General features: G+C 69.1%; 24 protein-coding genes. 9 read left to right on the top strand and 15 right to left on the bottom strand.

Annotation, left to right across the window (positions count from 1 at the left end; genetic code table 11):
• The first annotated feature begins 254 nt into the window (after window positions 1–254).
• Window positions 255–494, top strand: coding sequence for a hypothetical protein (locus GEMRO_RS0102600; protein WP_157505426.1), 240 nt, complete (start codon window positions 255–257; stop codon window positions 492–494).
• A gap of 17 nt (window positions 495–511) precedes the next feature.
• Here GEMRO_RS0102600 and GEMRO_RS0102605 read toward each other — a convergent pair whose 3' ends face one another.
• The 6 genes from GEMRO_RS0102605 to GEMRO_RS0102630 all read right to left on the bottom strand — a co-directional run bounded on the left by GEMRO_RS0102605 (window position 512) and on the right by GEMRO_RS0102630 (window position 7,366).
• Window positions 512–748 (bottom strand): hypothetical protein, encoded by a 237-nt coding sequence (locus tag GEMRO_RS0102605; protein ID WP_157505427.1) that lies wholly within the window; start codon window positions 746–748, stop codon window positions 512–514.
• Between the two features lie 165 nt (window positions 749–913).
• Window positions 914–1,138, bottom strand: coding sequence for a hypothetical protein (locus GEMRO_RS0102610; RefSeq protein ID WP_027132774.1), 225 nt, complete (start codon window positions 1,136–1,138; stop codon window positions 914–916).
• A gap of 659 nt (window positions 1,139–1,797) precedes the next feature.
• Window positions 1,798–3,744: a putative bifunctional diguanylate cyclase/phosphodiesterase gene (locus GEMRO_RS0102615; protein ID WP_027132775.1), complete on the bottom strand. Its 1,947-nt coding sequence runs from the start codon at window positions 3,742–3,744 to the stop codon at window positions 1,798–1,800.
• A gap of 287 nt (window positions 3,745–4,031) precedes the next feature.
• Complete coding sequence (locus tag GEMRO_RS0102620; RefSeq protein WP_027132776.1) at window positions 4,032–4,844, bottom strand: slipin family protein; 813 nt, start codon at window positions 4,842–4,844, stop codon at window positions 4,032–4,034.
• Window positions 4,829–6,187 (bottom strand): NfeD family protein, encoded by a 1,359-nt coding sequence (locus GEMRO_RS27100; RefSeq protein ID WP_084507694.1) that lies wholly within the window; start codon window positions 6,185–6,187, stop codon window positions 4,829–4,831. Before GEMRO_RS27100 ends, GEMRO_RS0102620 begins: the two co-directional genes overlap by 16 nt.
• A gap of 144 nt (window positions 6,188–6,331) precedes the next feature.
• Window positions 6,332–7,366 carry a sodium:calcium antiporter gene (locus tag GEMRO_RS0102630; protein ID WP_027132777.1) on the bottom strand — a complete coding sequence of 345 codons (1,035 nt, stop codon included), beginning with the start codon at window positions 7,364–7,366 and terminating at the stop codon, window positions 6,332–6,334.
• 313 nt (window positions 7,367–7,679) lie between these two features.
• Between GEMRO_RS0102630 and GEMRO_RS0102635 the strand changes: the two genes are divergently transcribed.
• Genes GEMRO_RS0102635 through GEMRO_RS0102650 form a run of 4 tightly spaced genes read left to right on the top strand, consistent with a single transcriptional unit; the run spans window position 7,680 to window position 11,902 of the window.
• Window positions 7,680–9,299: a GMC family oxidoreductase N-terminal domain-containing protein gene (locus GEMRO_RS0102635; RefSeq protein WP_027132778.1), complete on the top strand. Its 1,620-nt coding sequence runs from the start codon at window positions 7,680–7,682 to the stop codon at window positions 9,297–9,299.
• A gap of 33 nt (window positions 9,300–9,332) precedes the next feature.
• Entirely contained in the window at window positions 9,333–10,523 is a 1,191-nt protein-coding gene (locus GEMRO_RS0102640; protein ID WP_027132779.1) for a mandelate racemase/muconate lactonizing enzyme family protein, read from the top strand.
• Between the two features lie 23 nt (window positions 10,524–10,546).
• Window positions 10,547–11,455, top strand: coding sequence for an NAD(P)-dependent oxidoreductase (locus GEMRO_RS0102645; RefSeq protein ID WP_027132780.1), 909 nt, complete (start codon window positions 10,547–10,549; stop codon window positions 11,453–11,455).
• Between the two features lie 39 nt (window positions 11,456–11,494).
• Window positions 11,495–11,902: a DoxX family protein gene (locus tag GEMRO_RS0102650; protein WP_027132781.1), complete on the top strand. Its 408-nt coding sequence runs from the start codon at window positions 11,495–11,497 to the stop codon at window positions 11,900–11,902.
• Between the two features lie 25 nt (window positions 11,903–11,927).
• On the opposite strand, the gene GEMRO_RS0102655 is transcribed toward GEMRO_RS0102650, so the two are convergent.
• Both GEMRO_RS0102655 and GEMRO_RS0102660 read right to left on the bottom strand, forming a co-directional pair.
• Complete coding sequence (locus tag GEMRO_RS0102655; RefSeq protein WP_027132782.1) at window positions 11,928–13,013, bottom strand: class I SAM-dependent methyltransferase; 1,086 nt, start codon at window positions 13,011–13,013, stop codon at window positions 11,928–11,930.
• A gap of 367 nt (window positions 13,014–13,380) precedes the next feature.
• The gene (locus GEMRO_RS0102660; protein ID WP_027132783.1) at window positions 13,381–14,304 is read right to left on the bottom strand and encodes a LysR family transcriptional regulator; all 924 of its coding nucleotides are present in this window, start codon (window positions 14,302–14,304) and stop codon (window positions 13,381–13,383) included.
• A gap of 189 nt (window positions 14,305–14,493) precedes the next feature.
• On the opposite strand from GEMRO_RS0102660, the gene GEMRO_RS0102665 reads away from it, so the two are divergent.
• Window positions 14,494–15,507 carry a zinc-dependent alcohol dehydrogenase family protein gene (locus GEMRO_RS0102665; RefSeq protein WP_027132784.1) on the top strand — a complete coding sequence of 338 codons (1,014 nt, stop codon included), beginning with the start codon at window positions 14,494–14,496 and terminating at the stop codon, window positions 15,505–15,507.
• Between the two features lie 60 nt (window positions 15,508–15,567).
• Here GEMRO_RS0102665 and GEMRO_RS0102670 read toward each other — a convergent pair whose 3' ends face one another.
• Complete coding sequence (locus GEMRO_RS0102670; RefSeq protein ID WP_027132785.1) at window positions 15,568–16,941, bottom strand: selenium-binding family protein; 1,374 nt, start codon at window positions 16,939–16,941, stop codon at window positions 15,568–15,570.
• A 370-nt stretch (window positions 16,942–17,311) separates the two neighbouring features.
• Here GEMRO_RS0102670 and GEMRO_RS0102675 point away from each other — a divergent pair, with 370 nt between their 5' ends.
• The 3 genes from GEMRO_RS0102675 (at window position 17,312) to GEMRO_RS0102685 (ending at window position 20,246) form a co-directional block, all read left to right on the top strand.
• Entirely contained in the window at window positions 17,312–18,289 is a 978-nt protein-coding gene (locus GEMRO_RS0102675; protein ID WP_027132786.1) for a TRAP transporter substrate-binding protein, read from the top strand.
• 113 nt (window positions 18,290–18,402) lie between these two features.
• Entirely contained in the window at window positions 18,403–18,957 is a 555-nt protein-coding gene (locus GEMRO_RS0102680) for a TRAP transporter small permease (protein ID WP_027132787.1), read from the top strand.
• On the top strand, window positions 18,954–20,246 hold the full coding sequence (locus GEMRO_RS0102685; RefSeq protein WP_027132788.1) for a TRAP transporter large permease: 1,293 nt from the start codon (window positions 18,954–18,956) through the stop codon (window positions 20,244–20,246). Before GEMRO_RS0102680 ends, GEMRO_RS0102685 begins: the two co-directional genes overlap by 4 nt.
• Window positions 20,247–20,265: 19 nt before the next feature.
• Here the strand turns inward: GEMRO_RS0102685 and GEMRO_RS0102690 are convergent, their stop codons facing one another.
• From GEMRO_RS0102690 to GEMRO_RS0102715, 6 genes are all read right to left on the bottom strand, one after another.
• Entirely contained in the window at window positions 20,266–20,940 is a 675-nt protein-coding gene (locus GEMRO_RS0102690) for a haloacid dehalogenase type II (protein WP_027132789.1), read from the bottom strand.
• A 21-nt stretch (window positions 20,941–20,961) separates the two neighbouring features.
• The gene (locus tag GEMRO_RS0102695; protein WP_035484636.1) at window positions 20,962–21,441 is read right to left on the bottom strand and encodes a DUF302 domain-containing protein; all 480 of its coding nucleotides are present in this window, start codon (window positions 21,439–21,441) and stop codon (window positions 20,962–20,964) included.
• Between the two features lie 103 nt (window positions 21,442–21,544).
• Window positions 21,545–22,294: an amino acid ABC transporter ATP-binding protein gene (locus GEMRO_RS0102700; RefSeq protein ID WP_027132791.1), complete on the bottom strand. Its 750-nt coding sequence runs from the start codon at window positions 22,292–22,294 to the stop codon at window positions 21,545–21,547.
• Complete coding sequence (locus tag GEMRO_RS0102705) at window positions 22,291–23,259, bottom strand: amino acid ABC transporter permease (RefSeq protein ID WP_051328603.1); 969 nt, start codon at window positions 23,257–23,259, stop codon at window positions 22,291–22,293. Before GEMRO_RS0102705 ends, GEMRO_RS0102700 begins: the two co-directional genes overlap by 4 nt.
• A gap of 22 nt (window positions 23,260–23,281) precedes the next feature.
• Window positions 23,282–24,565: an NAD(P)/FAD-dependent oxidoreductase gene (locus GEMRO_RS0102710; RefSeq protein ID WP_027132793.1), complete on the bottom strand. Its 1,284-nt coding sequence runs from the start codon at window positions 24,563–24,565 to the stop codon at window positions 23,282–23,284.
• 76 nt (window positions 24,566–24,641) lie between these two features.
• Window positions 24,642–25,484 carry a transporter substrate-binding domain-containing protein gene (locus GEMRO_RS0102715; RefSeq protein WP_051329530.1) on the bottom strand — a complete coding sequence of 281 codons (843 nt, stop codon included), beginning with the start codon at window positions 25,482–25,484 and terminating at the stop codon, window positions 24,642–24,644.
• Window positions 25,485–25,668: the final 184 nt, after the last annotated feature.

Consider the following 25,668-nt stretch of genomic DNA (forward strand, 5'->3'; position numbering starts at 1 on the left):
CTGTTTTGTGTCATTTCCAGCAATCGACTCGTATATATCCGATGCTTCCCTGATAGACCTTTCTGGATTCGCTTGAGACATCCACAGGTCGATTTTGCCGGTCACAGAAATGGCGTCTCGATGAACCGGGATTTTTGTTTAAGAAAAATTGAGAATGTTCCGTCTCGACTTTTACGTCTTGGCGCGGTAGGCCGGTTCTATAATGAACTTGATCGATATCCTTGATGCCCTGGCGATAAGCGGGAGCGGCCATAATGAAAGAGGCATTGCGCGCGCATCGGCAGATGCTGCGGGAGAACGGGCTGAAGCGGGTTGAGGTGCTGGTGCCGCATCCGGACGCCGAGCTGGTGCGCCGGGTCGCCAAGGCGCTGACCACCAAGGACCCGACCTCGGACGTGCTGCGGGCGACCATCGAGAAGGCGGTGCCGGTGCGCAACCGCCTGAGCTTCAAGGAATGGCTGGCGACGCCGGAAGAGGACGACGCCAACGCGTGAGGACGGCGCCGCAGGGGCTACTCGTCCGGGCGCTCGGCCTCCTCGGCCAGCCATTCACGAAACGTTGCGGGGCGGGTTTCCGGCGTCGCCTTGGCCAGGACATCGCGCAGACGGGCCGCCGCCTCGTCGTTCTTGTCCAGGATCCGCGCCACCCGGCGCAGCAACTCGGCATCCGACGGCGAGGCGATCACCTCGACGCGCTTGCAGCCCCGCTCCGCCATGCGCCGCCGGTGGTCCTGGACAGCTCCTGGCATGGACGATCCTCACATTCCTTGCCTGCGAGGCATCCCAAATAAGCCGGGCGCGCCTCCGGGTCCAGAACAGGATTGTCGCGAACGGCCACCGGCACCTGCGTGCAGCCGGTGGGGCAACCCGAAAAGGATGCCTCCGGACGGTGCGTCGTCCGGAGGGGGCCCTATTCAGTGGCGGGTGGTCTGGGACGGCAGTTCGTCGGCCGGCTCGGCCTGGCGCGCCAGGATGTCCTCGATCTCAGCCCGCAGCCGGCCCGCAGCCGCGTCGTTGGTCAACAGCATCTGGGCGAGCAACTGGATGTGCTCGTAGTCCTCGTCCCGGACCCAGACTTCGGTCCGCTCCAGCTCCGCCGCGGCGGGCGGAATCTGGAGGTACAGGCGGTCGTTCTGCATGGCCCTAACACTCCGGTGATGCACGCACGTGTTCATGGGATGAACCAATCATCACGTGGTGAAAACGGTCCTTGGTGCCGCAGGTCCAGGATCAGACGCAAGATTGCGCGGGGCACCCCGCAACCCGTCCCGATACTGTCTGGATATTATCTACATCTTTCCCAGTGGTCCTGGGTAACGCGAGGCGGCTACACCAATCACAGGAGGCAGCACTTGTACCAGCCGGCTTGGTCTACCGTCTTTTCTCCGGATATAGGAACGTAAAGCCCTGTATAAAATTATGGCAATATTTAATGCGCAGGTACATTTCGGCAAAATGTCTAAAGTTTCAGGAATACCCTCGCAGCCTTAGCACAGGAGTCCTGTCCTTCATTCAAGGACCATTCACCAAGCCCATTCGCCACAAGTCGCGCTTTCCGCTTGACCTCGCCAGATCCTGTGTCGCCAGCCGGGCGCCCTCCCCCCCGGACCGCCCTAATCGGCCATCCGGCAGGCCGGATCGTCCGGGAAATCGCGCCTTCGGGAAATTGTCGCCTGGGAAGTGCCACGCGTCGGGAAAGTTCTCCATAGAAGCGAAGCAGTCCGGCCGGCACCATGGCGGCGGTCGCGCAGAGAAGTTCGAGAAGAAGGCCAGGCGACCGACGGGCGACGGGCGCTCCTCATCCGGCCAGGTGCCGCTCGGCCGCGGCGCGCTCCAGCGGGCGCGAGAACACGAAGCCCTGGGCGAACCCGCAGCCGAGCGCCCGCAGCCGCCGCACCTGCCCCTCGGTCTCCGCCCCTTCCGCCACCACCTCCATCCGCAGATTGCGCGCCAGGTCCAGGATGGTCTGGACGATCTGGCCGCCCTCGGTCCGGTCCTGCAGGCCGCGCACGAAGGAGCGGTCGATCTTGAGCGTGTCGAACGGCAGACGGTGCAGGGAGCTGAGCGAGGAATAGCCGGTCCCGAAATCGTCGATGCTGAACCGGATGCCGAACCCCCGCAGGCGCTGCAGGATCGCGATGGTGCGCGCGGCGTCCTGGATGGTGGCGCTCTCGGTGATCTCCAGCCGCACCGTTTCCGGGCGCACCCCGCTCTCCTGGACCGCCAGGATCACCTGGTCGGCGAAATCCGCCTGGAGGAACTGGCGCGGCGAGACGTTGACGCTCATGGTCAGGGCCGCCGGGCAGCCGTCGCCCTGCTGCCAGACGGCCAGGGTGGCGAACGCCTCGCGCATCACCCACTGCCCGATCGGCAGGATCAGCCCGGTATCCTCGGCCAGGCCGATGAACTCGGCGGGCGGCACCAGCCGGCCGTCGCCCTGCTGCCAGCGCACCAGCGCCTCGAAGCCGACCGCCCGGCCGGTCTCCAGCGCCACGATCGGCTGGTAGTGCAGGCGGAACTCGCCGCGGCGCACCGCCCGGCGCAATTCGCTCTCCAGCGACAGCCTGGCCATCGCGGTCTCGTGCAGGCTGCGGTCGAACACCTCGACCCGCGCCCCGCCCATGGACTTGGCCCGGTACATGGCGAGGTCGGCGTCGCGCATCACGTCGGCGGCGCGCTCGTAGCCGGTGTCGCTGCTGGCAAGGCCGATGCTGGCGGAGCGGTGGATCTCCTTTCCCTCGATGGTCAGCGGCAGCCGCAGCGCGTCCTGCAGGCGCTCGGCCACCTCCAGCGCCACCCCGCCATGCTCCAGCTCCTCCAGGAGCACGGTGAACTCGTCGCCGCCCAGCCGCGCCAGGCTGGGTGCGGCACCGAGCAGGCCCTGCGCCTCCGCATGGGCCAGCACCCCGCTCAGGCGCCGGCGGATCTCCAGCAGGAGCGCGTCGCCGGCGGCATGGCCCAGGCTGTCGTTGACCAGCTTGAAGCGGTCCAGGTCGACGAACAGCACCGCGAAGCCCATCTCCGGCCGGCGCCGGTGGGCCGCCACCGCCCGGTCGAGCCGGTCGGTGAACAAGAGCCGGTTGGGCAGGCCGGTGAGCGCGTCGTGGGAGGCGTCATGGACCAGCCGGGCGGCGGCGCCCTGGCGCTCGACCACCCGGCCAAGCTGGGTGCCGAGCTGCGCCACCACCGCGAGCAGGCCAAAGTCCGGCTCCCGCGGCTCGCCGAAGAAGAACTCCATCACCGCCTGGACGGTGCTGCCGGCCAGCACCGGGACGGCGAAGCCCGAGCGCAGCCCGGCCTCGGCCGCCTCGGTGCGCCGAAAGCCCGGGTCCAGGGCCAGGTCGGGGATCCAGACGGCGGTCCCGCTCTCCAGGACCCGGCCGGGCAGGCCGTCGCCGCTGGCGAACTCGCTGCGCCGGGTGGCCTCCCGAAAGACCGCGAGCGCCTCCTGGTCCTGGGCATGCCAGACCGGCCCCGGCCGCAGGACCGGCGCGCCGTCGATGGCGCGCAGGTACACGTTGCCCAGCAGGCAGCCGGTATGGCGGCTGATCGCGCCCACCGCGAACTGGAGCGCCTCCTCGACCGAGGCCGCCTGGTTGGCCTTGGCGGTCACCGCCTCCAGCAGCAGGAGCCGGCGGCGCATCTCGTGGAGGTCGCGCCGGACCTGGTCGGCGCTTCCCTCGGCCAGCAGCCGCGCCGCCCGCTCGCCCTGCAGCCGGCGCTCCAGCCAGGCGATCCGCTGCACGGAAGGATCCGACAGCCCGACGCCGCCCGCGTCCTCCATCAGGACGCCATCGGCCGGGTGCGGGCGGAGCGGTGGATGCGGGACGGACGGATGGCCTCAGCACTCCCAGCCATGGGCCGCCGGGGCATCCTGGACGCCACCGGGAGCCAGCCTGCAGGCCGGCCGAAGCTGACCTGATGTCCCAGATGATTGGACTTCAGCGTTCCGGATGTAAGTGAAATAAATCACTATTGATGGAGGTGTAGTTCTTTTTGGTTTCCGGAGGAGGATTACACTTGGCCGGCGGGTCAGGTCGTCCCGCCGCCGGGCTGCGCTGGCGACCGCCCGGCGGGCGGCTCGGCCGTGGGCGCCAGGCCGGACAGCACGCCGCGCAGCGTGTCGATCGGCACCGGGAACACGATGGTCGAGTTCTTGTCGGCGGCGATGTCGTAAAGGGTCGAGAGATAGCGCAGCTGCATGGCCTCGGGCCTGGCCGCCAGCATGTCGGCGGCCTGGACCAGGCGCTCGGCGGCCTGCTGCTCGCCCTCGGCATTGATGATCCGCGCGCGCCGGTTGCGCTCGGCCTCGGCCTGCCTTGCGATGGCGCGCACCATGCTCTCGTCGATGTCGACGTGCTTGATCTCGACATTGGCAACCTTGATGCCCCAGGCGTCGGTCTGCGCGTCCAGGATCTCCTGCAGGTCGGCGTTGAGCTTGTCGCGCTCGGCCAGCATCTCGTCCAGCTCGTGCTTGCCCAGCACCGAGCGCAGCGTGGTCTGCGCCAGCTGGCTGGTGGCCATCATGAAGTCCTCGACCTGGATCACCGCCTTGTCCGGGTCGACCACCCGGAAGTAGAGCACCGCGTTGACCTTCACCGAGACATTGTCGTGGGAGATCACGTCCTGGCTCGGCACGTCCAGCACGATGGTGCGAAGATCCACCCGGACCAGCTGCTGGACCAGCGGGATCAGGATGATCAGGCCGGGGCCCTTCACCCCGGAGAAGCGCCCGAGGGTGAACACCACCCCGCGCTCGTACTCGCGCAGGATCCGGAGCGCCGAGACAACGATGCCCACCACCAGAACGGCGATCAGGGCGTAGGCGATCAGGTCGGTGGGCATGGCGGTGCTGGCTCCTGGGGATCGGGGGACGGGTCGGGCTCGACCAGCAGGACGAGGCCGTCGCGGCCGGTGACGCGGATGCGGTCGGCGGGCGCGAGCGGGCTCGCCGAGCGGGCCTGCCAGTCCTCGCCGTGGAGATGGACCCGGCCCCGGCCGCCGGACCAGGACAGGACCCGGCCGCTGGCGCCGACCCTGGCCGGTCCACCGGTCACTACGGAGCGGCGGTGCGCGCGGATCGCCGCGGCCAGCACCACCACGATCAGGACCGCGCTCAGGCCCGTGGCGACCAGCACCACCGGCACGGACAGCTGGAAGCCCGGCACGTCCTCGAACAGGAACAGGGAGCCCAGCCCGAACGCCACCGCCCCGCCGATCCCCAGCACCCCGAAGGACGGCGCGAACGCCTCGGCCACCAGCAGGGCGATGCCGAGCAGCATCAGGCCGGCCCCGGCATGGTCGATCGGCAGGAGGTTCAGGGCGAACAGCGCCACGATCAGCGCGATGGCGCCGACCGTGCCGGGAACGATGGCGCCGGGCGAGAAGAACTCGAAGATGATGCCGTAGATGCCGACCAGCATCAGGATGTAGGCGATGTTGGGATCGGTGATCACCGCCAGGGCCTGCAGCCGCCAGCCGGGCTCGATCGGCACCACGGCCAGGCCTTGCGTGGCGAGGGTGACGTCCTCCCCGCCCAGATGCACGGTCCGGCCGTCCGCCTGGCGCAGCAGATCGTCCAGGTCGCCAGCGACGATCTCGATCACCTGCTGGTCCAGGGCAGCGCTGGCGGTGAGCGTCGCGGCTTCGCGCACCGCCTCTTCGGCCCAGTCGGCGTTGCGGCCGTGCAGCTCGGCCAGGCCGCGGATCTGCGCCACCGCGTCGTTGACCGCCTTGGCGGTGGCGGCATCCGCGGGGGCTTCGTCCTCGCCCTCCTCCTCGCCTCCGCTCCCGGCGGGCGCGCCCAGCTGGATCGGCGTCGCGGCCCCCAGATGGGTCCCGGGCGCCATGGCGGCAAGCTGGGCGGCGTAGAGCATGTAGGTGCCGGCACTGGCGGCCCTGGCCCCGGCCGGGGCGACGAACACCGCGATCGGCACCGGCGAGGCCAGCATCGCCAGGATGATCTCGCGGGTGGAGGAGGACAGGCCGCCGGGCGTGTCCAGGCGCAGCACGACCAGGTCGGCCTCGCGCCGGGCGGCGGTCTCAAGGCCGTTGGCGAGATAGCCGGCGGTGGCCGGGCCGATGGCACCCTGCACGTCGAGCACCACCACCCCGCCGCGCCCGGGGTCCTGGACAGCGTCCTGGCCGGCACCGGCCAGCGGCAGAACCAGCAGGAGGCAGAACAGCAGGGCGCGGCAGGCGGCTGCCGCCCGGGAAAGCCGGCCGGGCGCTCGCCTGCAAGAACCCGCGCGCCTGTTCTCCTGCACCGTTCCTGACCCCAGGGATGAGCAAAACAGTCTAGCAGCGACGAGCAGTTCCGTGCAGGCGCGCGTTCATTGCCCGTCCAGGAAGAACAGGACCACCAGACCCACCACAAAGAAGACGATCGCCGCCAGCGCGTCGTAGCCCATGCGCATGACGGTCTTGTCCTTGCGCTCCAGCAGGCCCAGCACGAACAGGCCGGTCAGGATCAGGGCCAAGAGGGCCGCCACCGCCTCGAACCGGCCGGCCATGCCCAGCACCGGCTCGCCCTGGTAGACCAGGTCGGCCAGGAAGATCAGGGCGATGTTGAACAGGTTGGTGCCGAAGATGTCGCCCACCGCCATCTCGTAGCGGCGGATGCGCAACGCGGCGATGATCGAGCTGAGCTCGGGCAGCGAGGTGGCGAAGCCCACCAGGACCAGGCCGACCAGCCCGGCGCCCAGGCCGCTCTGCACCGCGATGGCGTCGCCGGTCTGCGCCAGGAAGAACCCGGCCACCAGGATCACCAGGGCGGCGAGCGCGGTGCGCCAGACCAGGCCCTGCAGGGAGGTGTCCGGCCGGCCGGGGCTTTTCGCCGGCGGCGGCTCCTGGTCGCCCACCACCTCCCAGACATGGCGCCGCTCGTAGCCGGACGACAGCCAGAGCGAGGCCACGCACAGGAACAGCAGCGCCCAGGCGCCGATCCCGATGCCGAACACCGGCCAGTCGCCGCTGACCACCACCATCGCCACCCCGGCCAGCAGCAGGATGCCGAGGGTGCCCTGGAGCAGGGTGGAGGGCTTGGCGACCACCGAGGTCAGCGCGTCGCGACCGAGCACCGCGTCGGCCACCGCCAGCAGCAGGATGTTGGAGGACGCGCTGCCCAGGAGGTTGTTGACCGCGAGCGGCGCGTTGCCGGTCCAGGACGCGGTGGTGACGGTGGCGATCTCCGGCAGCGAGGTGATCCCGCCCAGCAGCAGCATGCCGATGAAGGCCTGGCCGACCCCGGTCTTCTCGGCGATGCCGTCCACATAGACCGCGAGCCTGGTGCCGGCCGCCCAGACAAAGGCGCCGCTGGCGGCGAAGATCAGCAGGTTCAGCCAGATCGCGAAATTCTCAAACCCCATCGGTCGTTCCGGTCAGGTCGGTGGGGCGTCGTTCCCGGAGCGGGTCGGCTTCGTGCAAGGGATCGGCCTCCGGTCGGCAGGTGCGGCAGGTGGCGCGGCGGGACGGCAGGCGCATCCCGGCGCCGCGATGTTGGTAACGGGCGACGACGCAGGTCGATCCCGCAGCACCCGGCATTCCCTTGGGCGCCCGCCCTGCATCAAGACCCTGGCCGCGCTGGCGAGAAACCGACAAAAAGCTCCGTTCCCAGGCCGGACGAACGCCGTGCGGTCGGCCAGAGCGGAGGCGGGGCAGCGGCGCGAGGACGCCTGGACCATGACGAGCTTCGACTATGTGGTTGTCGGCGCCGGCTCGGCCGGCTGCGTGCTGGCGGACCGGTTGTCCGAGAGCGGGAGGTTCAGCGTGCTGGTGCTGGAGGCCGGCGGCCATGACCGGCGCCCCTGGATCAAGCTGCCGGTCGGCTACGGGCGCTGCTTCCACGACGAGCGGATCAACTGGCGCTACACCGCCGAGCCCGATCCCGGCCTGGACAACCGGGCCGGCTACTGGCCGCGCGGCCGGGTGGTCGGCGGCTCCAGCTCGATCAACGCCCTGGTCTGGTGCCGCGGCCTGCCCCACGATTTCGACGACTGGCAAGACGCCGGCAATCCCGGCTGGGGCTGGGCGGAGGTGGAGCCGGTGTTCCAGCGGCTGGAGCGGCGCATCGACCGCCACGGCGTGGCGTCCGGCGAGGGGCCGATGTGCATCGCCGATGTCAGCGACGAGGCCCATCCGGTCAAGGAGCGCTTCTTCGCCGCCGCCCGCGAGCTGGGCCTGCCGCGCAGCGAGGACTTCAACGGCCCAAGCCCGGAAGGGGTCGGGATCTATGCGATCACCCGGCGCAAGGGCCTGCGCTGCTCGGCGGCCGACGCGTTCCTGCGCCCGGCGCTGCGGCGCAAGAACGTCGAGCTGCGCACCGGCGCGGTGGTCACCCGGATCGTCCTGGACCAGGGCCGCGCCGTGGCGGTGCAGTTCGAGCGGGATGGCGCGGCCTGGACGGTGCAGGCGCGGGTCAGCGTGATCCTGAGCGCCGGGGCGGTGGCCTCGCCGCAGCTTTTGCAGCTGTCCGGGATCGGGCCGGGGGCGCTGTTGCAGGAGCACGGCATCGAGGTGGCGCTCGACCGCCAGGCGGTGGGCTCCCACCTGCAGGACCATCTGGCGCTGACCTATGGCTACCGCTCCCGGGTCGCCACCCTGAACGCCGAGCTGGTGCCCTGGCGGGGCAAGATCCGCGCCGCCCTGCGCTACGGGCTCGGCCGGGGCGGGCCGCTGTCGCTCAGCGTCAACCAGTGCGGCGGCTTCGTGCGCGCGGCCCCCGACCGGCCGCATCCCGACATCCAGCTTTATTTCAACCCGCTCACCTACACCATGGTGAGCGGGCGGCGGCGGCCGCTCAACGTGCCGGACCGGGCGTCCGGCTTCTTCCTGTGCTTCCAGCCGACCCGGCCGACCAGCCGGGGGCGGATCGAGATCCGCTCGCCGGACTGGCGGCTGCCGCCCCGGATCCAGCCGAACTCGCTGTCCACCGACAAGGACCGGGACGATGCGGTCGCCGGCGGCCGGCTCCTGCGGGCGATGGTGCAGACCGAGGCGATGCGGGCTTTGATCGAGCGGCCGATCGGCCCGGACATCGGCGTGATGGACGACCAGGCGATCCTGGACGACTTCCGGGCGCGCGCCAGCACGGTGTTCCACCCGGTCAGCACCTGCAGGATGGGCCCGGATCCGAAAGACGCGGTGGTCGACCCGTCGCTGCGGGTGCATGGGATCGAGGGCTTGCGGGTGGTGGACGCCTCGGTGTTTCCCTCGATCACCTCGGGCAACACCAACGCGCCGACCATCATGCTGGCGCACAAGGCCGCCGAAGTGATCCTGCGCGACGCCGCCGGCGGCTGAACCTCTCCCCTCCTGCTCCAAGGACCTGCCCGCATGAAGCTCCAGGACGTGCGCGTCTTCGTGGTCGGCAACCCGCCGCCCGGCCATGGCGGACGCTATTTCGTGTTCCTCAAGCTATCCACCGCCTGCGGGATCGAGGGCGTGGGCGAGGTCTATGCCGCGAGCTTCGGGCCGCACGTGGTGGCGCGGATGGTGGAGGACGTGTTCGCAAGGCGCTTTGCCGGGGCCGATCCGACCCGGATCGAGACCCTGTGGCGGCAGGTGCACGGCTCCGGCTTCAGCCAGCGCCCCGACCCCAGCCTGATGGGGGTGATGAGCGCGCTGGAGATGGCCTGCTGGGACATCGCCGGCAAGGCGCTGGACCGCCCGGTCTACGACCTTTTGGGCGGCCGGGTGCGCGAGCGGCTGCGCTCCTACACCTATCTCTACCCCGACATCGACGGCGACGACGGGTTCTACCACGACGCCGAGCGCTCCGCTGTCCGCGCGCTGCACTATGTGGAGCAGGGCTTCACCGCGGTGAAGTTCGACCCGGCCGGGGCCTATTCGGCGTTCGACCCGCGCCAGCCGGACCTGGAGGCGCTCTCGCGCTCCGAGCGGTTCGTGCGGCTGATCCGCGACGCGGTGGGCGACCGCGCCGACCTCCTGTTCGGGACCCATGGCCAGTTCACCGCGTCGGGGGCGATCCGCATGGCCAGGCGGCTGGAGCCCTACGACCCGCTCTGGTTCGAGGAGCCGGTGCCGCCGGAAATGCCGGAAGAAATGGCGAAAGTGGCGCGCGCCACCAGCATCCCCGTGGCGACGGGCGAGCGGCTGACCACCAAGTACGAGTTCGCCCGGGTGCTCTCCACCGGGGCCGCCAGCATCCTGCAGATGAACCTTGGCCGGGTCGGTGGCCTGCTGGAAGCGAAGAAGATCGCCGGGATGGCCGAGGCGCACTACGCCCAGGTGGCGCCGCATCTTTATTGCGGGCCGGTGGTGGCGGCGGCGAACATCCAGCTGGCCGCCTCGATCCCGAACTTTCTGATCCTGGAGAGCATCGAGCGCTTCGGCGGCTTCCACGCAAAGCTCCTGAAAGCGCCGATCACCTGGGAGGACGGTTACGTGATCCCGTCCGCCGCGCCGGGGCTCGGGGTCGAGCTCGACGAGGAGGTGGCGCTGGCCCACCCCTATCCGGCCGATGGCCCGCTGCATCTGGAAATGGCCGACCGGCCGCTCGGCTGAGCAAAAGGGGGGAGGAACCCGACATGCATTACGCCTTCATCGGCCTTGGCCATCTGGGCGGGCACCTGGCGATGAACCTGGTGAAGGGCGGCTTTGCCGTCACCGTCCACGACCTGGACCGGGACGCCGCTGCCGGCCTGGTCCAGGCGGGGGCCCGCTTTGCCGCCAGCGCCGCCCTGGCCGTCGCCGAGGCCGACGCGCTGATCACCTGCCTGCCCTCGCCCAAGGCGTCGACCGCGGTGCTGGAGGCGGTGCTGCCGCATCTGCGCCCGGGCACCACCTGGATCGAGATGAGCACGGTGGACTTCCCGGTGCTGGCGGACCTGGCCAGGCGCGCGGAGGAGGCGGGCGTGGTGACGCTGGCCTGCCCGGTCACCGGCGGGGTGCACAAGGCGAAGAGCGGCGAGATCACCATCCTGGTGGGCGGGGCGAAAGGCACGTACGAGCGCCACGCCCCGGCGCTCAAGGCCATGGGCGGCGCGGTGATCCATCTGGGCGGGCTGGAGCAGGCGGCGACCGTCAAGGTGATGACCAACATGCTGGCCTTCATCCACCTGATCGCGGCCGGCGAGGCGCTGATGGTGTGCAAGCAGGCGGGCGTCGACCTGAAGGACGCCTTCGAGGCGATCCGGGCCAGCTCCGGCAACAGCTTCGTCCACGAGACCGAGAGCCAGGTGATCCTGAACGGCAGCTACGACATCGGCTTCACCATGGACCTGGCGGTCAAGGATGCCGGGTTCGCCCTGGAGATCGGCCGCCGCCTGGGTGTGCCGCTCAAGCTCGCCTCGATGATGGAGCAGACCTTTCTGGAAGGCCGCGCCCGCTATGGCGGCAACGCCTGGTCGTCGATGATCGTGAAGCTCCTGGAGGACACGACCGGGTCGGCGTTGCGGGCACCGGGCTTCCCGGCCAGACTTGGCGAGGCGGACTGAGGACCGCCGCTTCCGGTTCGACGGCAAAGGGATCATCGAATGTTCGACAAGGCGGCCGCCTGGGCTCCGCAGATGCTCAGCACCCTGCGCATCGTCACGGCGCTGATCTTCCTGGAGCACGGCACCCAGAAGCTGCTGGGCTTTCCCGCGGGCGGGCGCGCGGCCGAAGCGTTCACGCTCTCGTGGTTCTCCGGCGTCATCGAGCTTATCTGCGGCCTGGCGCTCGTGGTCGGGTTCCAGAGCCGCCTGGCGGCCTTCGTGGCGTCCGGGACGATGGCGTTCGCCTACTGGATCGCGCACGCGCCGCAGAATTTCTTTCCGGTCAACAACAGCGGCGACGCGGCGATCCTCTACTGCTTCGTGTTCCTCTATCTGGTCTTCGCCGGGCCGGGGCCCTGGAGCGTCGACGCCGCGATGCGCGAAAAAGAGGCGCCGAGGCGGGCTTGACTGGCCGGCGCGGCGCCCGGGCTGGTCACGGGCGGGCGACGAACCAGACGTTCATCGGGTCGTGCGGCAGGACGTGGCGCTCGACCTGGGTGAAGCCAGCGTCGGCCAGCATGCGCTGGGCGGTTTCCCAGCCCCACATGGTGCCGAGGCCGGGGCCGCCCTGGCCGATCGAGACGGGGGTGCAGTGGGCGCAGGAGATGGCGTAGAGGAACGCCGCCATCGGGAAGTCCCGGTTGTTCTCCAGATGCGCCGAGCCGCCGATGTCCTGCATCAGGTAGGTGCCGCCGGGTTTCAGCGAGGCGCGCAGGCCGCGGATCAGGCCTTCCGGGTCCTTCTGGTCGTGCACCGCGTCGAAGCTGGTCACCAGGTCCCAGGCATTGGGTTCCCGGTAGCCGGTGAGGTCGCGCTTCGCGAAGCGGAGGTTGCCGAGGCCGGCCTGGCGCGCCGCCTCGCTGGCGAACGCGATGGCGTCCTCCCCCAGGTCGTAGCCGACGAAGCGGCTGTCCGGGTAGCGCTCGGCCATGGCCAGCAGGGCGGCGCCCCGGCCGCAGCCGGCGTCCAGCACGTCGATGCCCTGCTCCAGCCGGGCGCAGAGCCCGTCCGCCAGCGGCAGGATGTGGTCGAACAGCATGGCGGTCACCGTCTGCACGCTGTCCTGCGCCATCAGCTCGTGGAAGCAGGGATAGTCGCCATAGGCCATCCCCTGACCGGTCTCGAAGCAGCGGATCACCTGGTCCTCGACCTTGCCCAGCAGCGCCACGTGCTGGGCGTACACGGCCAGGTTGTTGGGTACGGCCTGGCGGGTCAGGCAGGCGGCGTGCTCGGGCGGCAGATGGTAGCGGCGGGTGGCCGGGTCGAAGCGGACCACGCCCGCCATCACCATCACCGCCAGCCATTCGCGCACATAGCGCTCGGCAAGGCCGGCCGTGTCGGCGATCGCGGTGCTGGTGGAGGGCGGCAGGCCGGCCATGCGGTCGAACAGGCCGAGCCGGTGCCCGATCGACATCATCGCGGCGGCGGCCCCCTGGTCCAGCATCTGGGCGACCTGGCCGGCAAAGCGTTCCGCCAGCGCCGCGTCGAAGCCAGGCGTTGCTCGACTGACAGCATCCATCGTCGGTTCCCCGGGTGCAGTTGCAGGTGGGAGTTCGATCATGGGCCATGTCGGCCGTCCGCGAGAGCGGGAACGTACAAGACCGGGGCTCTTCGGCCAGATTATCCAGGGTGGCCACCGCATCCGCGCTGGTTTCAGGGGATCCGGTTCTTGAAGATCCGTTGCCGGCAGAGGTGCTGGGCACGTTCGGGACGGGCTGGAGCCAGGCCACCGGCAAGCCGGAAGGCGCCCGGCGCCGGTTCCGGCCGGTGATCGCCTCCTCAAGTCGCCGGAATAGCGGAAGGTTGTCGCGGCACGGGCAGCACGGGCGAGAAAGCGGTTGGAATTCTTGAATGCTTGCCGCAGGGGCGGCTCCGCAGCGGGGTCATCAACGGCTCCCCAGGAATTCGTCCAGGCCTCTATCCCAATAGGGTTGTCGCCCGAACCGCTCGGCCAGCCAGTCGATGAAGACCCTCACCTTCGGCGCCAGCTCGCGCGAGCTCGGGTAGAGGGCCCAAAGGGTCTGGGTCGAAACGAGGGGGTACTCGGGAAGAACTGGCACGAGGGCGCCGGATCGAAGCTCGTCCGCCGCGCACCAGGTCGCCATCAGGGCAATCCCCAGCCCTGCGCAGGCCGTGTCGCGCACGGCCACTCCGTCGTTGATCCGAAGCTGCGGCGCGACACGCCGCTCGATCAGCTCCCCGTTCTTTCCCCGAAACGTCCAAAGATCGAGCGTGCCGACGACGAGGCAGGCATGGTCGGCGAGGTCGTCCGGCGTGCCCGGACGCCCGCGCCGCTCAAGATACTCGGGCGAGGCGACCAGCACCCGCTGATCGGGGGCGAGCCGGCGCGCGACGAAGGTCGAATCGCCGAGCTCGACATAGCGGACCGCCACGTCGAAGGCGCCCTCGACGAGATCGACGACGCTGTCGGAGATGCGCAGGTCCAGGGCCAGACCGGGATACTGGCCGCAGAACTCGGGCAGGCCCGGCACGATGTGCATGCGCGCAAACGAAGCCGGAGCCGCTACCCGCAGGGTGCCGCGCGGCGCTACCTGCCCCCGCCCGAGCGCCGCCCGGGCGCCTTCCGCTGCAAGCACGACCTGCTCCGCATGCGGCAGGAAGGCCAGGCCGTCCTCGGTCAGGGTCGCCTGCCGCGTCGTCCGGTGCAGAAGCCTGGCCCCGAGGCTTTTCTCCAGCGCCGCCAGCCTGGCGCTGGCGCCCGCCGGGGTGAGGCCCAGGTCGCGGGCAGCCGAGCTGATGCTCCGAAGCCGGGCGATGCGCGCGAACAGATGCAAGTCGTCGATGTTCATCGCATCGCTTTCAACAATTCTTTGAAACTGATCCTAGAACGCGCCCGCTACCACCGGCAATCGCGAGAAGTTAGCTAGATGCAGAGACGGGCAGCAGGCCGGTCTGTCCATCAGCCGGCCCTGGCTTAGGGCAAGTCACCACGGGTCATCGAGCCGGCCCATGCCGCTGGGACCCGAAAGGAGATCTTTGTGACCAAGACCATGAAGGCGATCGTCCTCACCCGCTTCGGCGGACCGGATGCGTTCGAGCTGCGCGAGGTGCCGGTGCCAAAGGTCGGTTCACGCCAGGTGCGGGTGCGGGTGCACGCCACGGCCGTCAATCCGCTCGACTACCAGATCCGCCGCGGCGACTACACGAACTACGTGCCGCTGCCCGCCATTATCGGCCATGACATCTCGGGCGTCGTCGAGGAGGTGGGATCCGAGGTCGGCGAGTTCGCCGTGGGCGACGAGGTCTACTACACGCCAAAGATCTTCGGCGGCGCCGGCTCGTATGCCGAGCAGCATGTCGCCGATGTCGAGCTTGTCGGCTGCAAGCCCAAGAACCTCACCCACCTCGAGGCCGCGAGCCTGACGCTTGTCGGCGGCACGGTCTACGAGGCGTTCGTCCAGCGCGCGCAGCTGAGCGTCGGCGAGACGATCCTCATCCATGGCGGGGCCGGCGGCGTGGGCACGATCGCGATCCAGGTCGCCAAGGCGATCGGCGCGCGGGTGATCACGACGGCGCGCGCCGGCGACCACGACTTCGTGCGCTCGCTCGGGGCCGACGACGCGATCGACTTCACCGCCGAGGACTATGTGGACGGTGTCGCCCGGCTGACCGGGGGAGCGGGCGTCAACGTCGTCTTCGACACCATCGGCGGCGACACGCTCACCAGGAGTCCCCTGGCGCTTGCCGACCTGGGGCGCGTCGTCAGCCTGGTCGACATCGCCCGGCCGCAGAACCTGGTCGAGGCATGGGGGAAGAACGCGGCGTACCACTTCGTGTTCACCCGCCAGAACCGCGGCAAGCTGGATGGGCTCACCCGTCTGGTCGAGCGCGGGCTGGTGAAGCCCGTGGTCGGGGCGACGCTGCCGCTGGCGCGGATGGGAGAGGCGCACGACCTCCTGGAGAACGGCACCGCACGGGGCCTGCGCGGCAAGGTCGCGATCGATGTGACGGGCGAGGCGCTCGTCCTGCCCTCCGTTCCGCAGGCCGCCTGACGCCGGGCGGGGGAGCGGGCCGGGCAGCGAAGGCCGCTGCCTGGCCCAGGAAAGAACGGCTCAGACCCAGATGTCGGAGGTGCAGTCGCCGCCGGGATAGCGCATCTCGTGGGCGCGGGCGGGACCCTTGGGCTCTTGGCCGAAATCGACGAACACGTCCTTGTTGATCGACAGCCCGCCCTTGTCGGTGTCGCAGTCGATCTGGAGCAGGCAGGAGCCCTGCTGGTCCATCGAGGGGTAGAACTGGTTGTCCCAGGAGGAGAGCAGGCTGGTGGTGCAGTAGAGCCGCTTGCCGTCCAGGGACAGCTGCAGCATCTGCGGGCCGCCGGCGACCTTGTGGCCGTTCACTTCCGGCGCCTTGCCGAGCAGGCCGCCGATCCAGACCTGGCCGGTGAGCTTGGGCTTCGCCGGGTCGCTGATGTCGTACTGGCGCAGGTCGCCGTGCAGCCAGTTCGAGAAATACATGAACCGGTCGTCCATCGACAAAAGGATGTCGGTGATCAGCGGCGGCAGCGGCACCGGGAAGTTCTCGATCTCGACCGGGTCCTCCTGGATCACCTTCTCCAGCTGCCAGCCCTGCCCGTTCTTGTGCCAGTGCCAGACGTTGGAGGAGAGCGCCACGCCGACATAGCCATGGGTGCTGTCCGGGTCATGGTGGAAGCGGACCTCCAGCGGGATCATGCCGTCCTGGCCGAGGTCGTGGCTTTTCTCGACCCGGCGCTCCTCGAAGTTCCAGAAATGCAGCTGGCGACCGTAGCGGCCCCCGGCCACGTCCTCCAGCTTGAAGCCGTCGAAGAAGGCGTTGGGCGCGCCGAATTCGGAGGAGACCATCACGTTGTGGCGCGGCTGGTACCAGAAGTCGTAGCCATACTTCATGGCGCCGAGATCCTTCTCCCAGCGGCCGGTGACGTTGAAGTCCTGGTCCATGGTGAGGAAGCCGCCCGGCCCCTCGCCCTCGGCATTGCCCAGCATCGAGATGATGATCTGCTTGCCCAGGCAGTGCACGGTGTGCGGGCCGGTCAGCCCGGTCTTGCCGATCACCTCCTCGGGCTCGATCACCTTGTGCATCTTCGGCGCGCGGGCATCCGCCACGTCGATGATGTGGATGCGGCTGGACTTGAAGCCCGGCACGACGAGGAAGCGGCGCTCGGCCGAGGCGTCGCCGTGGCAGGACGAGCAGGCGTTCCAGCCGAAATGATGCAGCTCGTCGCCCTTGTTCGGCATCTCCAGCCGGTGGACGACCTGGCCGTGGGTCGGGCTGGAAGGATCCACGTCGACGGTGGCCAGATAGTCCGGCGCGTCCACGCCGGTGCCGGTGTAGAGGCCGATCACGTAGAGCAGCTTCTCGCGCGGCGCCGCCATCGCCGCCTTGGGCGAGGCATAGCCCGGCCCGCAGCAGGTCGAGGTCTCGTGCTGGCCGTTTCCGCTTGCCATGGCTGTTTCCTCCCTGAGGTCTCGAAGCGGCGATCCGCCGTCGTTGCCGACATCATAGGGGCGTGTGCCCCGCCATGATAGCCGACCGGCGGGCCCGGACGCGGCGCGCGAACCTGCGCTGGCCGCCCGGCCTGGCTCCCGGCCCGGACGGCAGACCTCCATTCCACTGCACAGGATCGGTGCCGGCGGGCGCTGTCACAGTAATTCTCCTGCTCATGACCGACCGGACACGCGACCGACTGGGCGGTTGCGCTGGACGAAGCTCCCTCGCTATCTGGCAATCGGATGCCGTGCCGGCAGGTCGCCTCGGGCGGCCGGGCGGGACAGGCGGCCGGCCGGGAACGTCCGGGCGGCCAGTGGGAGGCGAAGAATGCGATTTCTGGCGACGATGGCCGCGGTGCTGGCCCTGTCCGCGGGCGGGGCGCAGGCGGTCGAGACGATCAAGTTCAGCCATGTGGTCGCCGACAACACGCCCAAGGGCCAGGCGGCGCTGAAGTTCAAGGAGCGGGCCGAAGCGCTCCTGCCGGGCGAGGTCGAGGTCGAGGTCTACCCGAACTCGCAGCTGTTCGGCGACGCCAAGGAGATGGAGGCGCTGGCGCTGGGCGACGTGCAGATGATCGCGCCCTCGCTCTCCAAGTTCGACCGCTTCACCAAGAAGCTGCAGGTGTTCGACCTGCCGTTCCTGTTCGACGACATCCAGGCGGTCGACCGCTTCCAGTCCTCCGAGGTCGGCCAGGGCCTGCTCACCGAGCTGGAGGACATGGGCTTCATCGGCCTGGCCTACTGGCACAACGGCATGAAGCAGCTCTCGGCCAAGCAGCCGCTGATCGAGCCGAAGGACGCCGAGGGGCTCAAATTCCGGGTGCAGAACTCCGACGTGCTGGTGGCGCAGTTCCAGGCGGTGGGCGCCGTCCCGCAGAAGATGGCGTTCGCGGAAGTCTACCAGGCGCTCCAGGTCGGCACGGTGGACGGCCAGGAGAACACCTGGTCGAACTCGTTCAGCCAGAAATACCAGGAAGTGCAGAGCGACTTCACCATCTCCAACCACGGCCTCGTGGACTATGCGGTGGTGGTCAACGCCGAGTGGTGGAACGGCCTGTCCGACGAGGTCCGCGCCGGGCTGACCACCGCGCTGGAGGAGGCGACCGCGCTCAACAACGAGATCGCGGAGAAGCTGAACCAGGACGCCCGCGCCAAGATCGCCGAGAGCAATGGCGTCACCATCCACGAGCTGACGCCTGAGCAGCGCGCCGCCTGGGTCGAGGCGATGCAGCCGGTCTGGAAGCAGTTCGAGGAGGATATCGGCGCCGACCTGATCGAGGCGGCCGCCAGCGCCAACCAGAGCTGAGCCGGGCGCCAGCCGCCCGTCTCCTTCCCGCAAGGCTGACGCGGGTCCGTTCCCCAAGAACGGGCCCCTGCCCCGCTTGACCCAAACCATGGCCGACCGGCCGGGGGGCGCCCATGCTTCGTCGAGTGATCGAGCGGCTGGAGGAGGCGATCATGGCGCTCCTCCTGGCGGCGATGACCCTGCTGACCTTCTGGCAGGTGGTGCTGCGCTACGTGTTCAATTCCGGCCTGCTCTGGGCCCTGGAAGCCACCACCTACATGTTCGGCTGGCTCCTGCTGCTGGGCATCTCCTATGGCGTGCGCACCCACGCCCATATCGGCATCGACGCGGCGGTGAAGCTGCTGCCGCTCTCCGCCCAGCGGGTGGTCGGGCTGGTGGTGCTGGGCCTGTGCCTGCTGTTCGCCGTGCTGATGCTCTACGGCTCCTATGGCTACGAGTACCGGATGTACCGGCTGGGGGTGGACGCGCAGGACATCCCGGTGCAGCGCTGGATCCTGGGCCTGTGCCTGCCGATCGGCTTCCTCTTGCTGATCGTGCGGCTGGCCGAGCAGGCCTGGCTGGTGGCGAGCGGCAGGGCGGCCGGGTTCCAGCTGGCCGACGAGGCCGCCGACACGATCGGGATGCTGGGCGGCGACGACGTCCACCAGCGTAAGGGGACGCACCGATGACCACCGCGTTCCTGTTCGTCACCCTGTTCGGCTTCATGATCCTGGGCATGCCGATCGCGATCGCACTCGGCCTGTCCTCGGTTCTGACCATCCTGTTCTTCGCCAACGATTCGCTGGCGTCGATGTCCCTGAAGTTCCTGGACGCCTCGCAGACCGCGACCCTGCTGGCGATCCCGTTCTTCATCCTGGCCGGCAATTTCCTGACCACCGGCGGCGTGGCGCGGCGGATGATCGACTTCGCCTCGGCCTGCGTCGGCCACCTGCCGGGCGGGCTCGCCATCGCCTCGGTGATGGCCTGCATCCTGTTCGCGGCAGTGTCCGGCTCCTCGCCCGCCACCGTGGTGGCGATCGGCTCGATCGTGATCGCGGGCATGGTGCGCAGCGGCTACACGCAAAGCTACGCCACCGGGGTGATCGTCAATGCCGGCACGCTCGGCATCCTGATCCCGCCCTCCATCGTGATGGTGGTCTATGCCGCCGCCACCGAGAGCTCGGTCGGCCGGCTGTTCATGGCCGGCGTCGTCCCGGGCATCCTGCTGGGCCTGCTGCTGATGGCGGCGATCTATGTCTCGGCCAGGGTCAAGGGCCTGGCCCGCCAGCCAAAGGTCTCCTGGCGCGAGCGCTTCCGGCTGTTCGGCCGGGCGGTCTGGGGCCTGCTGCTGATCGTGCTGGTGCTGGGCGGCATCTATGGCGGGGTGTTCACCCCCACCGAGGCGGCGGCGGTCTCCGCGGTCTATGCCTTCATCGTGGCGCTGTTCATCTATCGCGACCTGAAGCCCACCGATGTCGGTCGGGTCCTGGTGGATTCGGCCAAGGTCACGGTGATGCTGATGTTCATCATCGCCAACGCCTTTCTGTTCGCCCACGTGCTGACCACCGAGCAGATCCCGCAGACCATCGCCACGGCGCTCCTGGAATCCGGGCTGCAGCCCTGGCAGTTCCTGATCGTGGTCAACATCATGCTGCTGGTCGCCGGCAACTTCATGGAGCCCTCGGCGATCATCCTGATCTTCGTGCCGGTGATCTTCCCGATCGCGACCCAGCTCGGCATCGACCCGATCCATCTGGGTGTGCTGATGGTGGTCAACATGGAGATCGGCATGGTGACGCCGCCGGTGGGGCTCAATTTGTTCGTGGCCTCGGGCATCACCGGGATGCCGCTGCTCTCGGTGGTGCGCGCGGCGCTGCCCTGGCTGATGATCCTGGTGGCGTTCCTGATCCTGATCACCTACGTGCCGGCGATCTCCCTGTTCCTGCCGAACCTGCTCTACGGGGTGAGCGGCGGCTAGACGCCAGCTGGACGGGGGCTCACGCCCGGGCGGCCAGCGCCCGGGCGATCCCGATCAGGCTGTGGGCCTCGGCGTCCGGGGCCAGCAGGAAGGGCGGGTAGGCCGGGCCGCGCTCGACATAGGCGCCGCCCAGCCCGGCGGCACGGGCGCCATGGACGTCCCAGGGATGCGCCGCCACCAGGGTCATGGCGGCCGGCTCCACCCCGGCCAGCCTGGCGGCGTGCTGGTAGACCTCGCGCCTGGGCTTGGCGAGACCCACCTCGTCGACCGAGACCACCCGCTCCACCAGGTGGCGCAGGCCGCCCCGTTCCAGAAGCGCCTCGGTCGCCGACGCGGCGCCGTTGGACAGCGCCAGGATGCGGATCCCGGCCTGGTGCAGGTGGCTGAACGCCTCCAGGGCGTCGGGATGCGGGTCGAGCTCGGTGAAGCCGTGCAGGACCCGATCCAGCGCGTCTGCGCCCGCCACCACGCCCCGCTCCTGCAGCGTGTCGGCGAGCGACGCCTTCAGCACCTCGCGGAACGGCGCGAACTTGCCGGTGGCGGCCATCGCGAAGGCGTCGCGCAGGCTGCGGGCGAACCACAGCTCCAGGACGTCGCCGGAAGCCCCCTCGGCCTCCAGCCGCCCGCGCAGGCTCTCCAGCGAGAACACGGTCTCGATGATGTCGAACGCGACCACCACAGGGCGGCTGGACATGGGCGTCTCCGGTTGAGCGGGTTACCTGGCGGCGGCGGCCTCGGCGGCGATGGTCATGAACACGTCGTCCAGCTCCACCGCCAGCTGGCGCAGATCGTCGGCCCCTTCGGCGTAATAGGGCTCGAACACCAGGGTCGGCCGCTTGAACGCCAGGGTGGCAGTGCCGTCCTCGTCCTCCACCAGGTAGAAGCGGATCGGCGCCTCGATCCCGGCGGCGATGCTGGCGTCCAGCATCCGCCTTGCATAGTCGTTGCGGAATACGCCGACCACGCGGTTGCCGGGGATGGTGATGTCCTGGGCCTTGGCGCCGGCCGAGGCGCTGGCGGAGGTCACCAGCCCCATCCCGGCCTGCTCGATCGCGGTCTCCAGGCTCTGGTTGAGCTCCTCGAAGGTCTGGTCGGTCTCGATCACCTCCCAGCCCTCCCGCGCCTCCATGGGCGCGGCCTGCGCCAGCGCCGGCAGGGCAAGGATCATGGCCGCCGTGGCGAGCATCCGGGTCATGTTCGTGGTCTCCTCCCATGAGCGTCGGCCGCCATGGTAGCAGATCCGGGCGGCCCTGGAGGGCGAAACGCCTCCCCTTTTTCGGCGTTCCGTCCCTTTGGGCTCAGTGCAGGATCTGCTGGAGGAAGGCTTTCGCGCGGGGGGAGCGCGGGGCGGAGAAGAAGGTTTCGGGCGGTGCTTCCTCGACGATCCTGCCCTGGTCCATGAAGATCACCCGGTCGGCGACCTGGCGGGCGAAGCCCATTTCGTGGGTGACGACGGCCATGGTCATGCCCTCGCCGGCCAGACCCACCATGGTGTCCAGGACCTCCTTGACCATCTCGGGGTCGAGCGAGGAGGTCGGCTCGTCGAACAGCATGATGTCCGGCTCCATCGCCAGGGCCCGGGCGATGGCGACGCGCTGCTGCTGGCCGCCGGAGAGCTGCGCTGCGAACTTCGCCGCCTGGTCGGGGATGTGGACCTTGCGCAGGTAGTGCATCGAGCGCTCCTCCGCCTCCTTGGCCGGCATGCCCTGGACCAGACGCAGGGCCAGCGCGCAGTTCTCCAGCACGGTCAGATGCGGGAACAGGTTGAACTGCTGGAACACCATGCCGACCCGGCGGCGGATCGCCTCCACCGTCTCGGGCTTACGGGTGAGCCGGATGCCGTCCACGTGGATCTCGCCCTCCTGGATGCTTTCCAGGCCGTTGACGGTGCGGATCAGGGTCGACTTGCCGGAGCCCGACGGGCCGCAGATCACCAGCTTCTCGCCCTTCGCCACGGTCAGGTCGATGCCGTCCAGGACCTTGAACGCGCCGAACCACTTGCCGAGACCCTGGATCCGGATGGCGGGGGCGGCCTTGTCGTTGCTCATCGGTGGCTGGCCCGGTTGTAGCGGCGCTCGATCCGGGCCTGGACCAGCTCCAGGACGATCGAGAGGATCCAGTAGATCATCGAGGCGGTGATCATCATCTCGACATGGCGGAACTCGGTCTGTCCCTGGGTGCGCGCCAGGTACATCAGCTCCCACACGCCCACCACCGAGACCAGGGAACTGTCCTTCAGCATGGCGATGAACTGGTTGCCGGTGGGCGGGATGATGATGCGCATCGCCTGGGGCAGGATGATCCGGCCCATGGTGCTGCGGGGCTTCAGCCCCAGCGCCCGGGACGCCTCCCACTGGCCCTTGGGGATGCTCTCGATCCCGGCGCGGAAGATCTCGGTCATGTAGGCGCCGTAGCACAAGGACAGCGCCGCGATGCCGGCCGGGACCGCGTCGACCACGTAGCCCAGCTGCGGCAGGCCCAGATAGATCATGTAGATCTGCATGAGCAGCGGCAGGCCGCGGAACAAGGAGGTGTAGAAATTGGCGATGCCGATGGCGATGCCGTTCGACGACAGCTTGGCGATGGCGCCAAGCATCGCCAGCACCGAGGCGATCGCGATCGAGATCGCCGAGATGTAGATCGTGGTGAGCAGGCCCTGGCTCAAAAGAAAGGGCAGCTTGCGCCAGATGAAGGCGAAGCTGAGGTCGAAGGAATAAAAGAACAGCAGCACCAGGGCCGCCAGTTCCAGCCAGACCACGTAGACCTGCCAGCGCAGGTCCAGGCGCATCACCACCAGGATGTTGAGGGCGGCTATCGCGGTGATCACCGCCGCCACCACCAGATCGGCCCGGTCGCTGCCGGCAGCGCCCAGCATCTCCAGGATGCCGGCCCCGATCGCGGTGCCGCCGACATGCCAGAAGTAAAGAAGCGCGAAGAGCACCGCGAGACCCGGCAGGAACACGGCAGGCCGGGTCAGAAGCGGCGGGTAGTCGATGTTGTCGGCATACTGCATCGGTCGGGGTTCCGGCAGGCGGTCAGGCGGAGCGGCGTTCGCGGAAGAAATCGGCGGCCTGGTAGCTCCAGTAGGTGAGCTGGGCGGCGAGCCGGCCGGCGATGCCGCCGTTCCAGACCAGGCCGAACGGGGCGAACTGCCGGTAGCGGTCGCTCTCGCCGGCGATCGCCTCGGCGATCACCAGGCCGCCGATCGCGGTGGTGTTCAGGCCGTGGCCGCCGAACGCGGTGCAGTGCCAGACGCCGTCCTTCAGCCGGCCGACCTGCGGCATCAGGTGGCGGGCGTACGACATCAGCCCGGACCAGGCGATGTCGACCGGCAGGTCCTTCAGCTGCGGGTAGGTCGCCACCATGGTCTTGCGCAGGAGCTCCGCCAGCCGGCGCGGCTCGCTGGTGCGGGTGGTGATCTTGCCGCCCCACAGGATGCGCTGCCCGCCGTCGACCAGGCGGTAGTAGTCGCCGGCCCGGCGGTCGTCGGCGATGCCGGCACGTGTGCGGATCGCCGTCGCGATCAGCTCCGGGGCGGGTCTGGTCAGCATCACGTAGGTGGCGATGGGCAGGAAGCTGCGGGCAAGGGCCGGGACCAGGCCGCCGGTATAGCCGCCGGACGCCAGCACGACATGGCGGGCATGGATTTCGCCGCCTTGCGTGCGGACCAGCTTGTCCGGGCGGTCGGTTTCCAGGGCCACCACCGGCGAGCCCTCGAAGATCCGCCCGCCCAAGCGCTCGATCTCGCGGGCAAGCGCCCGGGCATAGTTCAGCGGGTGGAAGTGGAAGCCGTTCGAGTTGTAGAGGGCCTGGTGGTAGCAGGGCGAGCTCACCAGCTCCGCCAGCTCCTCGCGGGTCTTGAACTCGGTGCGGTAGTTGAACTCGCGCTCCAGCCAGTCGCGCTGCTTCTTCAGTTCTTGGGTGGCCTCATAGCGCACGGCGCTGAGGATGCCGGGCACCGGGTCGGCGTCGGGGACGGCCAGGGCCTGCAGATTGCCGGCGACGATCCGCACCCCTTCCATGGACAGGCGGTGCAGCTCCTTGGCGGCCGCCTCGCCCACCGCCCGGCGGATCGTGCCATAGCCGCAGGCCCAGCCCGGGCTGACGAAGCCGCCGTTGCGGCCAGAGGCGCCCCAGGCGACCCGCTGCGCTTCCAGCACGGCGACGCTGCGGCCGCGCCTGGCCAGCTCCAGCGCGGTGGTCAGGCCGGACAGGCCGCCGCCGACCACGGCGACCTCGACCTCCAGCCGTCCGGCCAGGGCCGGGCGCGGCCGGTCGGCGGCCGCACCCGGCCGGTAAAAGGTTTCGACATAGGACATGGAGAGGAGCGTTCCGGCGCGGAGGCGGCCAAGGCAGAAGGCGGGAGCGGTGCGCGAGCACCGCTCCCGGGGTCGATCAGCTGCTGTAGTCCTTGCCGTACCACTTGGTGGTCAGCTCGGAGAGGGTGCCGTCGGCCTTCATCTCCTGGAGGATCTCGCCGAGCTTCGCGGTCCATTCCGGGTCGCCCTTGTCGGCGACCACCACGAGCGGCTCCTTGAAGGCGTAGTCGCCCTCGATCGCCTTGATCGGGTAGCCGTTCTCGATGGCGCCCATCACGGTCTGCTCGGGCGCTATCACCGCGTCGAGCCTAGCGCCGTCGCCTAGGCGCAGGTCGTCGAACGGCAGCATGGAATCGGCGTATGTTTTGATCTCGCCCGGCTCCAGCGTGTACTCGACCGGCGGCGTGTCCGGCGCGTCGATCTCCAGGCGGCGGTTGATGTAGTCCTCCGAGGTGGTGCCGGTCTCCACCCCGATCACCTTGCCGTTCAGGTCGGCGCGCGAGGTCGCCTGGCTGTCCTGGTGCACGGCGAACACGTAGGGGCTGTAGTAGTAGATCGCGGCAAAATCGAGGGCGTGGGCGCGCGCCTTGGTGGGGGTGATCGAGCCCACCGCCAGGTCCCAGCGGCCATGCCAGCGCCCGCCGGTCATCACGTTCCATTCCGGGGTCTCGAAGCTCGCCTCGACGCCCAGCCGCTCGGCGATCTCCTTGGCGACGTCGATGTCGAAGCCGACCATCTCGTTGTTGTCGTCGAGGAAGCTCTGCGGCGGCCAGCCGCTGTTGGTCGCGACCTTGAGCTCCTTGCTGGACATCACCCGGTCCAGCGTTTCCCCGGCGCTGGCCAGGCCCGTTCCCGCCAGAAGGGCGAGCGCCGCCAGGCCGGCCACCATCGTCCGCCGGCTCACCAAGCTGTGCTGCATCATGCCATCCCTGCCCGATGTTCGTTTTCGTTCGCTCCCGGGACCGTCGCCCGGAGCATTTTCCGGATCGAGTCATAGGAGCGGGAACGGCTTAAGGAAAATGAAATAAAACACCAGTAATAGTGGTGGTTCTTTCCTGTTCGTTTTGGCGCCGGGCGCGGTCCGGCCCGGGCGGAACTGGGCC

Source organism: Geminicoccus roseus DSM 18922 (genome assembly GCF_000427665.1).
Taxonomy (GTDB): Bacteria; Pseudomonadota; Alphaproteobacteria; order Geminicoccales; family Geminicoccaceae; genus Geminicoccus; species Geminicoccus roseus.